At 76.0% G+C, this 18,341-nt stretch carries 17 protein-coding genes; 10 read left to right on the forward strand and 7 right to left on the reverse strand.

Annotation, left to right across the window (positions count from 1 at the left end):
* Position 1 precedes the first annotated feature (1 nt).
* Entirely contained in the window at positions 2 to 805 is an 804-nt protein-coding gene (locus tag MUU72_RS16500) for an IclR family transcriptional regulator (RefSeq protein ID WP_248014023.1), read from the reverse strand.
* 259 nt (positions 806 to 1,064) lie between these two features.
* Between MUU72_RS16500 and MUU72_RS16505 the strand changes: the two genes are divergently transcribed.
* From MUU72_RS16505 to alc, 4 genes are all read left to right on the forward strand, one after another.
* The gene (locus MUU72_RS16505; protein ID WP_248014024.1) at positions 1,065 to 1,844 is read left to right on the forward strand and encodes an aspartate/glutamate racemase family protein; all 780 of its coding nucleotides are present in this window, start codon (positions 1,065 to 1,067) and stop codon (positions 1,842 to 1,844) included.
* 116 nt (positions 1,845 to 1,960) lie between these two features.
* Complete coding sequence (locus MUU72_RS16510; protein WP_248014025.1) at positions 1,961 to 3,514, forward strand: NCS1 family nucleobase:cation symporter-1; 1,554 nt, start codon at positions 1,961 to 1,963, stop codon at positions 3,512 to 3,514.
* A 151-nt stretch (positions 3,515 to 3,665) separates the two neighbouring features.
* On the forward strand, positions 3,666 to 5,033 hold the full coding sequence (gene allB, locus MUU72_RS16515; RefSeq protein ID WP_282504169.1) for an allantoinase AllB: 1,368 nt from the start codon (positions 3,666 to 3,668) through the stop codon (positions 5,031 to 5,033).
* Entirely contained in the window at positions 5,030 to 6,160 is a 1,131-nt protein-coding gene (gene alc / locus MUU72_RS16520) for an allantoicase (RefSeq protein ID WP_248014027.1), read from the forward strand. The genes allB and alc overlap by 4 nt, the downstream gene beginning before the upstream one ends.
* 46 nt (positions 6,161 to 6,206) lie before the next feature.
* Here alc and MUU72_RS16525 read toward each other — a convergent pair whose 3' ends face one another.
* From MUU72_RS16525 to MUU72_RS16545, 5 genes are all read right to left on the reverse strand, one after another.
* Positions 6,207 to 7,529, reverse strand: coding sequence for an inositol monophosphatase family protein (locus MUU72_RS16525; protein WP_248014028.1), 1,323 nt, complete (start codon positions 7,527 to 7,529; stop codon positions 6,207 to 6,209).
* 71 nt (positions 7,530 to 7,600) lie between these two features.
* Positions 7,601 to 8,281, reverse strand: coding sequence for a thiaminase II/PqqC family protein (locus MUU72_RS16530; RefSeq protein WP_248014029.1), 681 nt, complete (start codon positions 8,279 to 8,281; stop codon positions 7,601 to 7,603).
* Between the two features lie 93 nt (positions 8,282 to 8,374).
* Positions 8,375 to 10,309, reverse strand: a complete 1,935-nt coding sequence (locus tag MUU72_RS16535) for a glycoside hydrolase family 84 protein (protein WP_248014030.1) — start codon at positions 10,307 to 10,309, stop codon at positions 8,375 to 8,377.
* A gap of 133 nt (positions 10,310 to 10,442) precedes the next feature.
* On the reverse strand, positions 10,443 to 10,610 hold the full coding sequence (locus tag MUU72_RS16540) for a DUF6126 family protein (RefSeq protein ID WP_248014031.1): 168 nt from the start codon (positions 10,608 to 10,610) through the stop codon (positions 10,443 to 10,445).
* Positions 10,611 to 10,744: 134 nt separating this feature from the next.
* Positions 10,745 to 11,374, reverse strand: a complete 630-nt coding sequence (locus MUU72_RS16545) for a helix-turn-helix domain-containing protein (RefSeq protein WP_248014032.1) — start codon at positions 11,372 to 11,374, stop codon at positions 10,745 to 10,747.
* 187 nt (positions 11,375 to 11,561) lie between these two features.
* On the opposite strand from MUU72_RS16545, the gene MUU72_RS16550 reads away from it, so the two are divergent.
* The 3 genes from MUU72_RS16550 (at position 11,562) to MUU72_RS16560 (ending at position 14,004) form a co-directional block, all read left to right on the forward strand.
* Entirely contained in the window at positions 11,562 to 11,993 is a 432-nt protein-coding gene (locus MUU72_RS16550) for a guanyl-specific ribonuclease (protein ID WP_248014033.1), read from the forward strand.
* Between the two features lie 350 nt (positions 11,994 to 12,343).
* Positions 12,344 to 13,012, forward strand: a complete 669-nt coding sequence (locus tag MUU72_RS16555; RefSeq protein WP_248014034.1) for a bifunctional 4-hydroxy-2-oxoglutarate aldolase/2-dehydro-3-deoxy-phosphogluconate aldolase — start codon at positions 12,344 to 12,346, stop codon at positions 13,010 to 13,012.
* A 152-nt stretch (positions 13,013 to 13,164) separates the two neighbouring features.
* Positions 13,165 to 14,004, forward strand: a complete 840-nt coding sequence (locus MUU72_RS16560) for a transporter substrate-binding domain-containing protein (RefSeq protein WP_248014035.1) — start codon at positions 13,165 to 13,167, stop codon at positions 14,002 to 14,004.
* Positions 14,005 to 14,026: 22 nt separating this feature from the next.
* Here MUU72_RS16560 and MUU72_RS16565 read toward each other — a convergent pair whose 3' ends face one another.
* The gene (locus tag MUU72_RS16565; protein ID WP_248014036.1) at positions 14,027 to 14,920 is read right to left on the reverse strand and encodes a LysR family transcriptional regulator; all 894 of its coding nucleotides are present in this window, start codon (positions 14,918 to 14,920) and stop codon (positions 14,027 to 14,029) included.
* 106 nt (positions 14,921 to 15,026) lie between these two features.
* Here MUU72_RS16565 and MUU72_RS16570 point away from each other — a divergent pair, with 106 nt between their 5' ends.
* The 3 genes from MUU72_RS16570 to MUU72_RS16580 all read left to right on the forward strand — a co-directional run bounded on the left by MUU72_RS16570 (position 15,027) and on the right by MUU72_RS16580 (position 18,118).
* Positions 15,027 to 16,277 (forward strand): MFS transporter, encoded by a 1,251-nt coding sequence (locus MUU72_RS16570; protein ID WP_248014037.1) that lies wholly within the window; start codon positions 15,027 to 15,029, stop codon positions 16,275 to 16,277.
* Between the two features lie 192 nt (positions 16,278 to 16,469).
* Positions 16,470 to 17,273: an SDR family NAD(P)-dependent oxidoreductase gene (locus tag MUU72_RS16575; RefSeq protein ID WP_248014038.1), complete on the forward strand. Its 804-nt coding sequence runs from the start codon at positions 16,470 to 16,472 to the stop codon at positions 17,271 to 17,273.
* Positions 17,274 to 17,344: 71 nt separating this feature from the next.
* On the forward strand, positions 17,345 to 18,118 hold the full coding sequence (locus MUU72_RS16580; protein ID WP_248014039.1) for a GntR family transcriptional regulator: 774 nt from the start codon (positions 17,345 to 17,347) through the stop codon (positions 18,116 to 18,118).
* Positions 18,119 to 18,341 lie beyond the last annotated feature (223 nt).

Here is an 18,341-nt window from a genome sequence, read left to right on the forward strand (position 1 = left end):
GTCAGGCCGGGGCCTGGTTCGCCAGCGCGACCGACAGCTGGGCCGCCACGTCCTGGAGCACCGGCACGATCTTGTCGGTGGCGGCCTCGGTGACCCGGCCGGTCGGGCCGGAGATGGAGATCGCCGCGGAGGTGGGCGAGTTGGGGACCGGGACCGCCAGGCAGCGCACGCCGATCTCCTGCTCGTTGTCGTCGACCGCGTAGCCGAGCCGGCGGACGTCGGCGAGCGCGTCGAGGAAGCGCTCCGGGTCGGTGATCGTCTTGTCGGTCGCCGCGGGCATCCCGGTGCGGCCGAGCAGCGCGCGGACCTCCTCCGGCGGGTGGTTGGCCAGCAGGGCCTTGCCGACGCCGGTGGAGTGCGGCAGCACCCGGCGGCCGACCTCGGTGAACATCCGCACCGCGTGCCGGGAGGGGACCTGGGCGACGTAGACGATCTCGTCGCCGTCCAGGAGGGCCATGTTGGCGGTCTCGCCGGTCTCCTCCACCAGGCGGGCCAGGAACGGGCGGGCCCAGGTGCCCAGCAGCCGGGAGGCGCTCTCGCCGAGCCGGATCAGGCGGGGGCCGAGGGCGTACCGGCGGTTGGGCTGCTGGCGGACGTAGCCGCAGGCGACCAGCGTGCGCATCAGGCGGTGGATGGTGGGCAGCGGCAGGCCGCTGCTGGCCGAGAGCTCGCTCAGGCCCACCTCGCCGCCGGCGTCGGCCATCCGCTCCAGGAGGTCGAAGGCGCGCTCGAGGGACTGGACCCCGCCGCTGGCCCCTGCGGGCTTGGCATCGGCGGCGGAGGTGCTGGCGCTGGACGGCGGCACGTCGCGTTCCTTTCGGGGCGGGTCGGATCGGTCTCGGCTCTCTGCCTTGCGGGCGCCGGGCCCGACCGGAGCAGCCTACCGGTCGCACCGCGCCGGCACACGGCCTATCGCACACTCGTTCCCGCCGGTCAGGGCCCGTATGTCCCGAGGCGGCAGCTCCTTGCCCGAGATCCCTTGACGGTACCAGTGGCCATAGCTACGTTCTGCTGCGCGAAAGCTACTGTCCATTCTGTGGAATCCTCCAAATCGCTGGAGCGTCATGCGCCTTCTCGTCATGAACCCGAACACCACGGCTTCCATGACCGCCGCCATCCGCGCCACCGCCACCGCCGCCGCCGCACCGGGCACCGAGATCCTCGCCACCGAACCCCTCTGGGGCCCCGAGTCCATCGAGGGCCACTTCGAGGGCTACCTCAGCGCCGCCGCCGTCCTGGACCGGCTCGCCACCCTGGACACCCCCTTCGATGCCCTGGTCATGGCCGGTTTCGGCGAACCGGGCCGGGAGGGCGCCCAGGAGCTGCTGGACGTCCCCGTCCTGGACATCACCGAGTGCGCCGCGCAGATGGCGATGCTGCTCGGCCACGCGTACGGCATCGTCACCACCCTCGACCGCTCCGTCCCGCAGATCCGGGACCGGCTGCTGACCGCCGGGCTGCTCCAGCGCTGCGCCGGGGTGCGCGGCACCGGGCTCGGGGTGCTGGAGCTGGAGGAGGATCCGGAGCGGACCGTCGCGGTGATCACCGAGACCGCCCGTGCGGTGGTCCGGGGCGGCGCCGAGGTGATCTGCCTGGGCTGCGGCGGGATGGCCGGGCTCCAGGAGCGGGTCGCCGCCGAACTGGGCGTGCCGGTCGTGGACGGCGTCGCGGCCGCGGTGAAGTTCGCCGAGGCGGTGGCCGGCCTCGGGCTCACCACCAGCACCGGCCGCAGTTTCGCCTCGCCGCGCCCCAAGGCCATCGGCTCCTGGCCGCTCAGCCGCCACCTGGCCGGCGTCGGCTCCGCCGTGCCCACCGCGCGTTCCGGCAAGACATCAGGCATCTGACGACTGACCGCTGAGCTCCGCCCGGCCCGCGCCGCCGAGCTCCGCCCGCCCCGCCCCCGCCGCTCCACCCGACCCGCCCTGCCGAGCTCCACCCAACCCGCCCCCGGGAGGGACCCATGAGCACATCCCCGCACGCCCGTCCGGCGCCCCCGGACCCCCGGCTCCACAACGCGGACCTCGCCCCGGCGGCGCGGCGCAGCTGGGGCACGTACAGCGTCTTCGCGCTGTGGATGTCCGACACCCACGCGATCAGCAACTACGCCTTCGCCGCCAGCCTCTTCGTGCTGGGCCTGCCCGCCTGGGAGGTGTTCGCCGCGCTGCTGGCCGGCATCACCCTGGTCTACTGGCTGATGAACCGGATGGGGCACGCCGGGCACCGCACCGGCGTCCCGTACCCGGTTCTCGCCCGGGCCAGCTGGGGCGTCTACGGGGCCAACATCCCGGCGCTGCTGCGCGCGGTGATGGCGGTGGCCTGGTACGGGATCCAGACCTGGCTGGCCTCCACCGCGGTGGTCCTGCTGACGCTCCAGGTGGCGCCCGGCCTCGACGCCTACCACCACAACGCGGTGCTGGGGCTGTCCACCCTCGGCTGGGCCGCGTTCATGCTGATGTGGGGGCTCCAGGCGGCCCTGCTGACCCGGGGCATGGAGTTCATCCGCAAGGTGCAGGACTTCGCGACCGGGCCGGTGGTCTGGCTGGTGGTGCTGGCGCTGGCGGTCTACCTCCTGGTCAGGGCGCACGGCGACATCTCGCTGACCCGCAGCCTGACCGGCCTGAGCGGCACCGAGCAGGTCCAGCAGTCCCTGATCGCGGTCAGCCTGACCGTGGCCACGTTCCTGACGCTGGTCCTCAACTACGCCGACTTCGCCCGCTTCACGCCCGACCACCGCTCCTACCGGCGGGGCAACCTCATCGGGCTGCCGGTGAACTTCACCGCCTTCGCGGTGGTCGCCGTGCTGGTCACCGCGGGCACCATCGCGGTCTTCGGCGAGGCGATCTACGACCCGGTGAAGGTCATCCAGAAGATCGACAACCCGGTCGTCACCGTCATCGGCGCGCTCGCCTTCATCGTCGCCACCATCGGCATCAACGTCGTGGCCAACTTCGTCTCGCCCGCCTACGACTTCGCCAACCTGCTGCCCAAGTACCTGGACTTCAAGCGCGGCGGGATGATCACCGCGGTGCTGGCGGTGCTGGTGATGCCCTGGAAGCTGTACTCCTCGGCGCTGGTGATCCAGTACTTCCTGGGGGCGCTGGGGGCCTTCCTCGGCCCGCTGGTGGCGATCCTGCTCGTGGACTACTACCTGGTGCGGCGGGGCCGGATCGATGTCGACGCGCTGTTTTCGGCCGACGCCGCGGGGGCCTATTACTACCGCCGCGGTTACAACCCGAAGGCCGTGATCGCCTTCGTCCCGGCCGCCGCGGTCTCCGCCTCGCTGGCGCTGATACCGCTCTTCGACGCCGTGGCACCGTTCTCCTGGATCTTCGGGATGGCGCTCTCGGCGCTGCTCTACGTCCTGGTCTCGGGCCGCGACCGGTCCGCCGCGACGGCCGGGCCGATCCCGCAGGACATCATCCCGTCGCAGGTCAGCGCGGGGGGCGCGGAGGAGCCGGCGGAGCTCGGGCGGTCCGCCGTGAGCGCCGGGCCGGCCGCCGCGAAGGGGTCTTGACGGGCCGGGTTCCGGAGTGAAAACTCATTCAACAGACTGTTGAATTCCGAAAAGGGGCGGGTCCGCCCGCCCTTCAAGGGATTCCCCCGCATTCCGCGCCGGGGGCGGCACGGCCCGCGGCAGTCGCGCCCGCAGGCGCCGACCCGCGACCATGAAGCAACGATATGGGAGGTACTGGGTGTCCGAAATAGAGCTGGTGCTGCGTTCCACTCGCGTCATCACCCCGGAGGGGACGCGCGCCGCGTCCGTCGCCGTCAAGGACGGGAAGATCGCGGCCGTCCTGCCGCACGACGCCGAGGCCCCGGCCGGGGCGCGGGTGGAGGACTTCGGGGACGACGTCCTGCTGCCCGGCCTGGTGGACACCCACGTACACGTCAACGACCCGGGCCGCACTCACTGGGAGGGCTTCTGGACGGCGACCCGCGCCGCCGCCGCGGGCGGGATCACCACCCTGGTGGACATGCCGCTCAACAGCCTCCCGCCCACCACCACCACCGAGAACCTCGACGTCAAGCGCGAGGTGGCCCGCAGCAAGGCCCATATCGACGTCGGCTTCTGGGGCGGCGCCATCCCCGGCAACGTCAAGGACCTGCGCCCGCTGCACGAGGCCGGTGTCTTCGGCTTCAAGTGCTTCCTGTCGCCCTCCGGCGTGGAGGAGTTCCCCGAGGTCGACCAGGAGCAGCTGGCCGCGGCGCTCGGCGAGATCGCCGGCTTCGGCGGCCTGCTGATCGTGCACGCCGAGGACCCCGGCCACCTGGCCGCGGCCCCCGAGGCGCACGGCCCCAAGTACGCCGACTTCCTCGCCTCCCGCCCCCGGTCCTCGGAGAACGAGGCCATCGCCGGGCTGATCGACCTCGCCCGGAAGCTGGACGCGCGGGTGCACGTCCTGCACCTGTCCTCCAGCGACGCGCTGCCGATGATCGCCGCCGCCCGCGCCGACGGCGTCAGGATCACCGTGGAGACCTGCCCGCACTTCCTCACCCTGACCGCCGAGGAGATCCCCGACGGCGCCACCGAGTTCAAGTGCTGCCCGCCGATCCGCGAGACCGGCAACCAGGACGCGCTGTGGCAGGGTCTGGCCGACGGCACCATCGACTGCATCGTCTCCGACCACTCGCCCTCCACCGTCGACCTCAAGACCCCCGACTTCGGCTCGGCCTGGGGCGGCATCTCCTCGCTCCAGCTCGGCCTGCCCGCCATCTGGACCGCGGCCCGCGAGCGCGGCCACAGCCTGGAGGACGTGGTCCGCTGGATGTCCGCGGCCCCCGCCGCCCTGGTCGGCCTCGGCGCCAAGGGCGCCATCGAGCCCGGCCGGGACGCCGACTTCGCGGTGCTCTCGCCCGACGCGACCTTCACCGTCGACCCCGCCGAGCTCCAGCACCGCAACAAGATCACCGCCTACGCCGGGAAGACGCTGTACGGCGTCGTCCGCTCCACCTGGCTGCGCGGGCGGAAGATCAACGACGGCACCACCCTCGCCGAGCCCACCGGCGAACTCCTCGAAAGGCCGCGCGCATGACGACCGGCGACCTCCCCCGCTACACCGGCGACGCCAGCCCCTACGGGGGCGGCGACCCCTACGCCGACTACCGCTCCCCGGGCCCGGCCGGCTTCCCCTTCTCCCACCTGCCCGACCTCGCCGACCGGCGGCTGGGCGCCGGGGTGCTGGCCGCCAACGACGAGTTCTTCGCCGAGCGGGAGAACCTCCTGAAGCCCGAGGCCGCCCACTTCGACCCCGAGGCGTTCGGCCACAAGGGCAAGATCATGGACGGCTGGGAGACCCGGCGCCGGCGCGGCACCGACGGGGACCACCCCTTCCCGGCCGAGGGCGACCACGACTGGGCGCTGATCCGGCTCGGCGCGCCCGGCGTGATCCGCGGCATCGTCGTCGACACCGCCCACTTCCGCGGCAACTACCCGCAGTCGGTCAGCGTCGAGGGCGCCTGCGTGGAGGGCTCCCCCGCGCCCGAGGACCTCCTCGCCGACGGCGTCAAGTGGACCACCCTCGTCCCGCGCACCGCCATCGGCGGGCACGCCGCCAACGGCTTCGCCGTCCACGCCGAGCAGCGCTTCACCCACCTCCGGCTCAACCAGCACCCCGACGGCGGCGTCGCCCGCCTGCGGGTGCACGGCGAGGTCCTCCCCTCGCCCCGCTGGCTGGCCGCGCTCGGCACCTTCGACCTCGCCGCGCTGGAGAACGGCGGCCAGGTCGAGGACGCCTCGGACCGCTTCTACTCCTCGCCGACCAACACCATCCGCCCGGGCCGCTCCCGCAAGATGGACGACGGCTGGGAGACCCGGCGCCGCCGCGGCAGCGGCAACGACTGGGTGCGCTACCGCCTCACCGGGCAGGCCGTGATCCGCGCCGTGGAGATCGACACCGGCTACCTCAAGGGCAACGCGGCCGGCTGGGCGCAGCTGACCGGCCGGGACGGCGAGGACGGCGCGTGGACCGTGCTGCTGCCCCGCACCCGGCTCCGGCCCGACACCGTCCACCGCTTCCTGCTGGACGACGCGCCCGCGGTGACCCACGTCCGGCTCGACATCTACCCCGACGGCGGGATCGCCCGGCTCCGGCTGCACGGCTCGCTCACCGAGGACGGCGCGGCCCGGCTCGCCGCCCGCCACCGCGAACTGGGCGGCTGACAGCAACACCCGCACGGCCACGCGGTCCTGACGCGCCGTCAGTTCGTCAGGGCCGCCAGCCGGCCCGGGCCGCCCACGCCTCGGCGACCCCCACCACCAGATCCACCACCGGGTCCTTGATCTCGGTGTACGCGCCGAGGTCGGGGACCCGCTGGGCCAGCTCCCGCTTGAACCGGGCGTAGGCCGGCACCGCCTCCGGGTGGGCCCGGAACCAGTCGCGGAACAGCAGCGCCAGCCGCTCGTTCGGCGCACCGGCCCGGCGGACGTGGAGGTTGACGTCCGGGCCCGGCCCGCCGCGCCGCGCCCAGAACCGCTTCGCCCACCGCTCCGGCCCGTCCCCGCACCCGGCCGGGACGTGGTCGTGCTCGTACGGCCCGCGGACGAAACCCGCACCGGCCAGCGGCCCGCCGAACTCCCGGTCCGCCGCGGCGAGATCGGCCACGCTCACCTGGAGGTCGAAGACCGGCTTGGCGGCCAGCCCCGGCACCGCCGTGCTGCCGATGTGCTCGGCCCGCAGCGCCGACGGGCCCAGCAGCGCCCGTATCCGCTCCGCCAGCGCGGCCCCCTCGGCGGCCCAGCCGGGACACGGGTCGCTGACCACCGGCTTCGGCTCGTGCCCGGCCGCCTCGGCCAGCAGGGCCAGGAACGGCCCGTGCAGCGGCCCGCCGGTGACCAGCGCCGACCCGTCGCCGGTGAGCACCGGCCGGCCCGCGAGGTCGGTGACCCGGGCCCCCGCCTCACCGGCCAGCACCGGCAGCGGCGCGCGGTCCCCGTAGGCCAGCGGCCCGGCGCTCACCCAGGCGTCCGCCCGGCCGGCGACCACCTCCGCGGCCCCGCCGCCGGACGCCACCAGGGCGACCCGCCGGTGCAGCGCCGTCAGCAGCGGCTCCGGCCAGCCCGCCGGGCCGTCCGTCAGCGTCCGGGCGCCGGTCAGCTCCGTCCGCGCCCCGGCCCGCGCCGCCCGGCCGCCCGCCGGATCCCCGGCGTCCCCGGCCAGCAGCCGGCAGCCCCGCCCGCGCACGGCCACCACCGTCCGCCCGGCCGCCGGGAGGTGGAGGACACCGACCGCCGGCCCGCGGGCGTCCTCGTAGGCGATCCGCACCGCGGCGTCCGGGGCGCCGGGCGCGGGCGGGGTGCCGAGCACCCAGCGCGGCCCGGCCGGGCCCGGCGGCGCCCCGGCCGTCCCGCCGCACACCGCGTCCGCCGGGAAGGCGGCGGCCAGTCCGGCCCGCAGCGCCTCCTCCGGGCCGGCTCTGCCGCCGCCGTCCGCCGCGGTGGCCCGCCGGCCCGCCGCGACCGCCAGCCGCACCGCGCCGGCCGCCCGCTCCGCCAGGCCCGCCGCTGCCGGCCCCGCGCCGGTCCCCGCCATCCCGATCCGCCCCCTGTCCGCCGTCCGGTCCCGGCCCGCGCCCGCCGCGGGCCGTCACCGGCTGCAACGGATCACTCCGCCACCGAGTTCCAGAACATCACCTCGTACGCCTGAAGGAGGTACCCGTGGCGGTGCGCCGCGGCCGGCCGGGCCTGGCCGGTGTCGAGGCCCTCCTGCACCGCCGCCCGGGCCGCCTCCGCCAGCTCGGGCGCCGGCTCGGCGAACAGCGCGAAGAAGCCGCGGGCCGCGTCGGGGAAGCCGTAGTGCTCGGCCATCGCGCGGTGCACGGCGGCGCAGTAGCCGCCCCAGGACGCGAAGTTGGCGGTGAGCGCGATCGCCGCGTCGGCGGGCCCGGCGGTCAGCGCCAGCCGGGCGGTGTACGACGGGAACGCCTGGCAGCCGGGGCGCGGCCGGTACCCGGCGATCTCCCGGTCGGTCAGCCCGCAGGCGTCCGCCAGCCCGGCCAGCCGCGCCAGCGCCCGGGTCTCCCCCTGGGCGAGCAGGTCGAAGAAGTCGGCCACCGGCGGATCGCCGTCCGCGCGCCGTGCCAGGTGCTGGAAGCTGATCCGGTCGGCGGTCAGGACGTGGTACTGCTCCAGGGCGAGCGTGCTGAACACCGAACGGGGCGCCGAGCCCGCGGCGATCCGCCGGACGAGCCGGTTGGCGCCGTCCTCCGGGGCGAGCGCGCGGACCGCCTCCGCCAGGACGTCGGCGGCGCGGGGCCGCGGGGCACCGGCGGCGGGTCGGGCCATGGCGGTCTCCTCCGGGGCGCGGGGCGGGGCCCCAGCGTAGGCCCCGGCCCCCTCCCGGGCGCGCAGGCGGCCCGCCGGCCGCCGGGGATCACCTCATTGCCCGCCCCGCCCGGCCAGCGCGTCCGCGACGAAGGTGTCCAGCACCCCGTCGCCGACCACCACCGGGATCCGCTTGCCCTTCAGGTCCACGTACACGTACGCCCTGGCCCTGGCCACCGACTCCGGGATGCGGGCGCGCAGCCGGCGGGCGGCCGCCTCGTCGCCGGACCGGGTCGCCTCGATCAGCCGCAGCGCGTCGCGGGCCGCGTCCGCCCAGGCGCGGGTGGCGTCCAGCCACGGCGCGGTCTCCCGGACGAATCCGTGGCCGGGCAGCCGGTCGCGCAGCACCCCCGGCGCGTCCCGCAGGTCGCGCAGCACCGCGTCCAGCCGGTCGGCCCGGCCGTCGGCGCGGAACCGGTCCACGGCGGCGGCCAGTTCGGGCGCCTGGTGCGGGTTGATGGCCGAGCTGTAGTTGACGTCGGCGAAGGCCCGCAGGGCGCGGGCGGCCCGGGCGTCGCCGCCGGCCAGCTCGTCCAGGGCCGCGCGCCAGGAGGCGCGGGCGTCGTAGCCGCGGTCGTTCCAGGAGTAGTCGGCGACGGTGGCCAGGGCCAGGTCGGAGGCGGTGGGCTGGATCATCGGGTTCGCGGTGATCCCGGCCAGGGCGCCCGGCAGCCCGGCCCCCCGGGCGTTGTAGGGCCCGAGCATCAGCCGCTTGCTGACGTAGTCGTTGACCGGGTAGTTGTCCCAGAGCAGGATCGGGTGCCCGTAGAGCCGCCGGGCCTGCTGCGCCTGACCGGCGGTCAGCGTCGGCGCGATCACGCCCACGCCGGTCCACTCCACCAGCACGTCGCGGTCCAGGCGGGTGGCGAGCGCCTTCTTGTACGGCGTCGCCTTGAGGTCGGCGTACTCGGTCGGCACCATCTGGAGCGGCTCGGCGCCCCGGTGGCGGGCGATGAACTCCCGGTGGACGCGGTTGAGCAGCTCCGCCTGGGCCCTTCCGGCCGCCCCGCCGCCGGTCCCGTACTTCTCGCGGTCGGCGGCGCAGTTCCACGTGGTGTAGCTGATGTCGTCCAGCGGGACCGCGAAGGTCCGCACCCCGGCCTCCCACAGCGTGGCGAACTTCGCGATCAGCGCCCGGACGTCGGCCTCCGAGCTGTAGCAGACCGACAGCCCGGGGGAGAGGGCGTAGGTGAACGCCACGTGCCGGGCCCGGGCCCGGTCCACCAGCTCCTCGATCCGCGCCAGCCGGTCCGCGGGGTAGGGGTCGCGCCACTTCTCCCGCAGATAGGCGTCGTCCTTGGGGGAGTAGACGTAGAGGTTCATCTTGTGCCGGGCGGCGAAGTCCAGCTGCTCCAGCCGGGCGGTGTGCGACCACGGGGTGCCGTAGAAGCCCTCCACGACGCCGCGCAGCGGGGTGGCCGGCCAGTCCCGGACGGCGGTGCCGCGGACCGCCGCACCGGGCCGGGAGCGGTGCGGCAGCAGCTGGCGCAGGGTCTGCGCCGCGTAGTAGGTGCCGGCGGCGTCCCGGCCGGCCAGGGCGATCCGGCCGCTGCCCGCGGCCAGCGCGTAGCCCTCCGCGGGCAGGTCCGCGGTGCCGCGCGCGCCCAGCTCCGCGAGCGCCCGCCGGGCACCGGGTCCGTCCACGTAGACGGTCAGCCGCCCGCTGCCGGCGGTGGCCCGGCCGGTCCGTACGACGTGCCGCGCACCGGCGTCCTTCAGGGCGCGGACCACCAGGGCCAGCGCCGGGGCGTCGGCGTGCGGTCCGGCGACGAGGTCCACGGACGCGGTGACGGTGGCGTGGCCGGGGCGCTCGCGGACGGACCGGGGAACGGGGGAGAGGGCGGTCGGGGCGGTCCGGTCCCGGGCGGCCGGCGCCGCCGCGGTCCCGGTGGCCGGCGCGGCGCCGGAGGGCCCGGCCAGTCCCGCCAGCGGGACCACGGCGAGGGCGGTGGCGAGGGCGGTGACGGCCGCGGTGCGCGTACGGTGCATCCTTCGGTCCTCCTCGGAGCGGCGAGGTTCACGGACGAGTCTGGTGCGTGCGTCGCGCCGGGGGCCGCCGGGCGCGCGCCGGGCACCATGCGGCAGCAGGGTTCACCCGATCGCCGGGCGGGGCAAGGGGGCGTCAGCGGGACTTGGCGATGATCACCAGCAGGCTCATGAAGGCCAGCAGCACGTGGGTGGCGACGACGTAGATGAAGACCCGCACGTACAGGCCGCGCGGCGGCTTGTTCTCGACGTACCGGCGGGGGGCCGGGGGCGTGGACGGGGCGGGGTCGGGGGTCTGGGGCACGGTGGACAGTCCTTCCCTTCCGGAACGGGTGAACGGGGCGGGCGGCGGCGCGGGGTGGTTCGGCCGCCGGGGCGGCGCGGCGGTCGGGAGGGGCGCCGGGGCGGTGCCGCGGGCGGTGCGGCGGGCGGTGCGGATCAGCCGCCGCGGTGGTCCGGCAGGCGGCCCCCCAGGCACAGCTCGGCGGCACCGCTCTGGAGCAGCGTGTGCACGAACAGCAGCTCGGTGCCGCCGGGCGAGGCGGCGGCCAGCCGGTGCGGGGTGAGCGAGTCGAAGTGCGCGGCGTCGCCGGGCTCCAGGACGTGCACGGCGTCGCCGAGGACCAGCCGCAGCCGCCCGGTGAGGACGTAGAGCCACTCCTCGCCCGGGTGCACCCGCACCAGATCGCCCTGGGCCCGCTCGGGGACGTGCACCCGCAGCGCCTGCATGGCGCGGCCGGCGCCGCCGGCGGTCCGGTACGTCCAGCCGCCGGCCCCGTACGGTTCGGCGCGGCCGGCCCGGATGATCGGGTCCCGCTCCGGAGCGGTCTCGCCGAGCAGATCGGATACCGTGGTGCCGTAGGTCCTGGCCAGCGCGAGCAGCATCGGCAGCGACGGCTGCCGCTGACCGGTCTCCAGCCGCGAGAGGTGGGCGGGCGACAGCCCCACCCGCCGGGCCGCGGTCTCCAGCGTCAGCCCGCTGTGCCGCCGCAGCTCCCGCAGCCGGGGCGCGACGGTGGTCAGCTCCTCCGGGGCGGGGCCGGCGGGCGGGACGGGGGGCTCGGTCATGGTTCCGGTATAGCCAGCCTTCACCTGAGAGGCAAAAGTTTTGCCTCAGAGGCAAGACAGCCGCGCGGGGGCAATCGGTACATTCCGGACGGATTGCGGTGACCGTGCGGGGTCCCTGTGAACTCCCGGGAAACTTCCGCCCGTTGGGATTGACAGGGGCATGTCTACGCGCGTCATGCTGGTCCGCATGAGAATCCCCCCACGGATGACCAGGATCGGCGCCGCCGGCGCCCTCGTTTCGGCCCTTCTCCTCGGTGGCACGGCGGTCGCCGCGACGCCCGCCGCCACGGCGCACCCGGCCGCGGTCCGCACCGCCGCCGTCCACACCGACGCGGTCGGCAGCGTCTGCTACTCCAAGCTGCCGTCGCAGGCCCACGACACCCTCGACCTGATCGCCAAGGGCGGTCCCTACCCGTACCCGAAGGACGGCACGGTCTTCGACAACCGCGAGGGCGTCCTCCCGGCCCAGAAGAGCGGCTACTACCACGAGTACACCGTGGTCACGCCGGGCTCCCCGGACCGCGGTGCCCGGCGCATCGTGGCCGGCCAGAAGAGCCAGGAGGACTACTACACCGCGGACCACTACGCGACCTTCGACCTCGTCGACTTCGGCTGCTGAGGCCGGCGCGTACCACCACCTGACCGACCGTCCGGCGGCCGGGGTGCCCAGGCACCCCGGCCGCCGTTGTGCTCCCCCGCACTCCCCTGCGCTCCCCCCGTCCCACCTGCCACTTCGCCCTCTCCCGCGGTCATTCTCGGCAGAAGGGGCGCACAGGGGCGCACCCCGCGAGAGGATGGGCAGCGGCTGCCGGTAGCGTTTCGGCAGAAACGAGGAAGGGGCGGGCATCGGCGGCAAAGGGGCCAGGGAACGGCCGGCCGGCGCGGCGCGCCCGCAGGAAGTGCTGGTCCGCCGTGCGCCGCGCCACCGCGGCACGGGCGTCGGAGAAGAAGGAAGGACGGCGAACTGCCGTGTATCGCTGGGAGATCACCCGGGCCGCACTGGCGCAGCGCGTTTTCGCCATCGTCCGCAGCAAGACCTACGACGAGGCGAGTGCCACCGCCGACACCCTGCTGTCGGCCGGCCTGACGAGCCTGGAGATATCCCTGACCACGCCGTTCGCGCTGGAGGCGGTCACCACCCTCTCCCGCGAGCTGGGCGAGGACGCGGTGATCGGCGCCGGTACGGTCCTTGACGCCGCGTCGGCCCGGATGGCGGTGGACGCCGGCGCCCGCTTCCTGGTCTCGCCGAGCCTGGACGCCGACGTCATCCGCACCGGCCACCGCTACGGCATCCCGGTCTTCGCCGGGGTCGCCACGCCGACCGAGGCCGTGCGCGGCCTGGAGCTGGGCGCGGACGCGCTCAAGCTGTTCCCGGCCGCCGGCCGCCATCCCTCCTGGGTCGGCGAGGTGCGCGCCGCCCTGCCGCAGGCCCCGCTGATCCCGGCGGGCGGGGTGACGCCCGAGACCGCGCCGCAGTGGATCGCGGCCGGCGCCGTCGCGGTGGGCATGGGCCCGTCCCTGGCCGAGGGCGACCGGGAGACGGTCGCCAAGCGCGTCGCCGATCTGCTGGCCCGGCTCGCCGACGCGGTGCCGGAGCGGCCGGGGCGGGCCGGCGCGCCCGACCTGTACGAGGACTGACCGCAGGCCGGGCCGGCGGCGGCCTTACGGGCCGGGCGGCTGCCGCGCAGGCGCCCGGCCGTGCGTCCCACGAGGCGGGCAGGGGGTTCACCGGGCGGCCGGGCTCTGCCACGCTGTGCGCTTCCGTCCACCTGATCGGGAGTCAGCCCACGATGAAGCGCGCCGCGGCCCTGTCCGCCCTCGCCTGCCTGCTCGCCGTCACCGCCGCCGCCCCGGCCGCCTCGTACGCCGCCGCCCCGGCCGCGGGCGGCACCGCCGCCGGGGCCCGGCCGGGCCACCGGACCGCCACCCTCCTGGACGAGGTCCCGCGCCGCGGCGTCCTGCGGGTCTGCACCACCGGCGACTACCGCCCCTTCACCTACCGCGACCCGGCCACCGGCCACTACCGCGGGGTGGACATCGACATGGCCGCGGACCTCGCCAAGAGCCTGGACGCCACGCCCCGTTACGTCGCCACCACCTGGTCCGGGCTGGTCGGCGACCTGGTCGCCGGGCGCTGCGACATCGGCATGGGCGGCGTCTCGATCACCCTCGCCCGGGCCCGGTCCGTCGCGTTCAGCACACCGACCCGCACCGACGGCAAGACGCCCGTCGTGCGCTGCGCCGACCAGGACGCCTACCGGACGCTGGAGCAGATCGACCGGCCCGGCGTGCGCGTGGTGGTCAACCCCGGCGGCACCAACGAGCAGTTCGCCCGCGCCCACCTCAAGCGGGCCACCCTCCTCGTCCACCCCGACAACACCACGATCTTCGACGAGATCATCGCCGGGCGGGCGGACGTGATGATGACCGACGCCAGCGAGACCCGCTACCAGGCCAAGATCCACCCGGAGCTGTGCGCGGTCCACCCGGACCAGCCGTTCACCTTCTCCGAGAAGGCGTACGCCCTGCCCCGCGGCGACAGCCCGTTCACGCAGTACGTCGACCAGTGGGTGCACCTGGCCACCCACGACGGCACGTACCGGGCGTACGAGGACGCCTGGATGAAGTAGCCGCGCCGCGGCCGGCGGGGTGTCAGGCGCCCGGGGCGGCCTGCCGGACCGCCTCGACGGCGTCGCGCAGCACCGTCCGGTGGTCGTCCGCGCGCCAGGCCAGTGCCAGGCGGCTGGGCGCCAGGCCGCCGACCGGCCGGGCGACCACGCCGGGGCGCTGGTAGAGCGCGGCGTTCCCGGCGGACAGCAGGACCACGCCCAACCCCTCCGCGACCGCCTCGAACGTCTCGTCCGCACCGGACACCACCGCCCCGATCCGCACCGGGTGGCCGCCGCGCTCCGGCACCGCGAGCCAGTGGTCGCGCAGCGCCCCGGCGGTCTCCGGGAGCGCCAGGAACGGTTCGTCGAGCAGGTCGGCGAAGGCTATCCCGTCCGCGGCGGCGAGCCGGTGCCCGGCCGGCAGCGCCACCCAGCGCGCCTCGGTGGCCACCACCTCCACCGCGAAGGACTCCTGGCCGGGGAAGGGCAGCCACAGCAGCGCCAGGTCCGTGGTGCCGTCCGCGAGGCCCGCGGTCGCGTCGTCCCAGGCGATCTGCCGTACCCGGACGCGCCAGTTGGGGCGGCGCTCGGCGAACCGCGCCCGCAGGGCGGGCAGCAGACCGCGGCCCACACTGGTGGACACCCCCAGCGTCAGCACCGCGGCCTCGGCGGCCGCCGCGTCGCTCACCGCCCGCTGGGCCTCGTCCCACAGCGCGACCACCTCGCGGGCCCGGGGCAGCAGCGCGTCGCCGGCCGCGGTCAGCGCCACCATGCGCCGGTCGCGCCGGAACAGCTGGACCCGCAGGCCCTCCTCCAGCTGGCGGATCTGCTTGCTGAGGGCCGGCTGGGAGATGAACAGCCGCGCCGCGGCCCGGGTGAAGTTCAACTCCTCGGCGGTGGCGAGGAAGTACCGCAGATCGCGGATGTGGGCGTCCATAACCCCTGGCTATCAGAAAAGGTCTTGGACGGGGAGGGGCGGCGGGCCGGAGGATCACTGCATGACCTCCTCCCCGCATCGCCAACTCCCCGCAGGTCGCCGCCCGTTGGCCAAAACCGCGTCCGCCGGGCCGGTCCCGCCGCCCGCCGGGCCGGCGGGCCGCAGCCGCTGGGGCCGCCTGGTCGCCACCGTCGTGGTCAGCGTCGCGGCCGTCACCCCGGGCCTGATGGCGCCGGCCCTGGCCGCGCCCGTCCAGCGGTCCCTGCACCTGTCCGGCACCGCCTTCGGCGCCGCCGTCACCTGCTTCTTCGCCTGCACCGCGGCCGGCGCCCCGGTGGCCCGCCGGATCGTGCCGCGGTTGCAGGTCCGGGCCGTGCTCGGCGCCGTCGGGCTGCTGGCGGCCGCGGTGCTCGCCGGGCTGGCGACGGCGAGCCGGCTGTGGGAGCTGTGCCTGCTGCTCGCCCTCGCCGGGTTCGGCAACGCCTTCACCCAGCCGGTCGCGGCCCGGGTGATCGCGGCCGACATCGCGCCCGGCCGGCACTCCTTCGCGGGCGGCCTGTTCGGCGCGGCGCTCGGCGCCGGGCCGTTCCTGCCCGGCCTGCTGGTCACGCTGGTCGCGGCCCCGCACGGCTGGCGGCCCGCGCTGTGGACGGCGGCCGGGCTGGCGCTGCTCGCCCTGACCGCCGCGGCCGCGGCCCGCCCGGACCGGTCCGGGGCCGACGCGCCGGGGGCCGCGCCCGCGGGGCGGGCCGGCACCGGCGCCCGGCCGGCCGCGGCGCCCGCCCCGCGCACCGTCGGCCGGGTGCTCGCCGCCTGGACCGCCGCCGCGGCCCTGGCGACCATCGGCAGCAACGTGGGCGCGGCGTACTTCATCCAGATCGGCACCGCGTCGGGCTTCACCGCGGCCACCGCAGGGACCCTGGAGATGCTGGCGAGCGTGCTCGGCATCGCGGTCCGGCTCGCCTCCGGCGGGCTGGCGGACCGCGCGCCGCACCGGATCCCGTGGACGGTCACCGCGATGATGCTCACCGGCAGCGCCGGGCTGGCGCTGATCGTGGTGGGCACCCCGGCGGCGTTCGTGGCCGGCGCGCTGCTGGCGGTGGCCGGCGGCTGGGGCTGGACCGGGCTGCTGCTCGCCGCCACCATGCGGCTGCTGCCCGGGGAGAGCGCCCGGGCCGGGGCGGCCATGCAGGGCGGGCTGTTCGCCGGTGCCGCCGTCGGGCCGCTGTCGTTCGGCGCGCTGTCCGGGCAGTTCGGCATCGGGGCCACGGTCGGCATCGCGGCGGCCGGCCCGCTGCTGGGCGCACTGCTGCTGGCCGCGGGCATCCGCGCACTGGCGCGGGACACCGCCGGGTGAGCGCGCAGGCCGGCCACTGAGGGGCCGGCGTGCCGGGCGTGCCGGACCGTCGGGACCGGGCAGGCCGTCGGGACCCGCCGGACGCTCGCCCCCGGGCCTCCCGCCCCGCCCCGCCACCCTTCCGGCACCGCGCCACCACCCACCCCCTGTTCCCTCGTTCCCCCCCCCGCGCCCGCGACCCCAGGAGTCCTCATGCCGCCCGCCACCCCCGGAGCCGCCGTGCCGCCCGCCGCCCCCGCGCCCCGCGGACGCGCCGACGGGGACGGGTTCGCCGCCCCCGTCCCGTCCACCACCCCGGTCTCCCTCGTCACCGGTGCCACCCGGGGCATCGGCCGGGAGGTGTGCCGCCAGCTCGCCGGGCTCGGCCACACGGTGCTGCTCACCGGGCGCTCCGGGGAGGCCGCCCGGCGGGCCGCCGCGGAACTGCGCGCCGCGGCCCGGCCCGGCACCGCCGACATCCGCCCGCTCCGGCTGGACGTCACCGACGACCGCAGCGTCGCCCGGGCCGCGGCCCGCGTCGCCGACGCCTTCGGCCGGCTGGACGTCCTGGTCAACAACGCCGCGGTGGCGTACGACACCTGGCAGCGGGCCGTCACCGCCGACCTGGCCGCGGTGCGCGAGGCGGCCGAGACCAACCTCTACGGGCCGTGGCGGACGGCCATCGCCTTCGCACCGCTGCTGCGCGCCTCCGCCCACCCCCGGCTCGTCAACGTCTCCAGCGAGGCCGGCTCGCTGACCAACATGGGCGGCGGCCCCCCGGCCTACGCCGCCTCCAAGGCCGCCCTCAACGCGCTGACCCGGATGCTCGCCGCCGAGCTGCGGCCCGACGGCGTCCTGGTCAACGCGGTCTGCCCGGGGTGGGTGGCCACCGACCTGGGCGGGCCGGGCGGCCGGCCGGTCGCCGAGGGCGCGGCGAGCGTGCGGCACGCGGCGACGCTCCCGGACGACGGCCCGACCGGCGGTTTCTTCCGCGACGGCCGTCCGCTGCCCTGGTAGGAACCCGCCTTGTCCGGACAATGTGACCTCCGGACTTCCCGTCATCTGTGCGGGCGGATACGCTCGCGACCGTGGGGAAACGCGAGACACACACCGCGGGCGCCCGGGGCCCCGTCCAGTTCAGCGTGGACCGGAACAGTCCGGTCCCGCTCTATTTCCAGCTGGCCCAGCAGCTGGAGGCCGCCATCGAGAACGGCCGGCTGGCCCCCGGCAGCCTGCTCGGCAACGAGATCGAACTGGCCGGCCGGCTCGGCCTGTCCCGGCCCACGGTGCGCCAGGCGATCCAGTCGCTGGTCGACAAGGGCCTGCTGGTCCGCCGCCGCGGCATCGGCACCCAGGTCGTGCACAGCCAGGTCAGGCGGCCCCTGGAGCTGAGCAGCCTCTACGACGACCTGGAGGCGGCCGGCCAGAAACCGGCCACCCGGGTCCTGCTGAACACCACCACCGCGGCGGACGCCGAGGTCGCCGCCGCGCTGGGCGTCGCCGAGGGCGACGAGGTCGTGCTGGTCGAACGGCTGCGGCTGGCCCACGGCGAACCGGTCGCCCACCTGCGCAACCATCTCCCCGCCGGCCTGCTGGAGCTTCGCACCGCCGCCCTGGAGGAGACCGGCCTGTACCGCCTGATGCGCGCCGCCGGGATCACCCTGCACAGCGCCCGGCAGACCGTCGGCGCCCGCGGCGCGACGGCCGAGGAGGCCGCCCGGCTCGACGAGACCGAGGGCGCCCCGCTCCTCACCATGCAGCGCACCACCTACGACGACACCGGCCGCGCGGTGGAGTTCGGCGCGCACGTCTACCGCGCGTCCCGGTACGCCTTCGAGTTCCAGCTGCTGGTCCGGCCGTGAGGCGTGCGGCGTCTAGCCATCAGAATGTTCGGACAAACCATTGACGCGGATCCGCGGGCGCCGTTAGATCTCCACCAGCCGCAATCCGGCGGCGGGGGAACGAAGGCGGTCCACCATGCACTGCGTCGGCACGGCCCGGCCCGGAACGATCCGGCCCGGGGACTCGCGCACCCTTACCACCCGGCACGCCTCCACCGGGGCCGGGACCCCATGAATCGGTACA

Source organism: Streptomyces rhizoryzae, assembly GCF_023155275.1.
In the GTDB taxonomy this organism is placed as follows: Bacteria; Actinomycetota; Actinomycetes; order Streptomycetales; family Streptomycetaceae; genus Streptomyces; species Streptomyces rhizoryzae.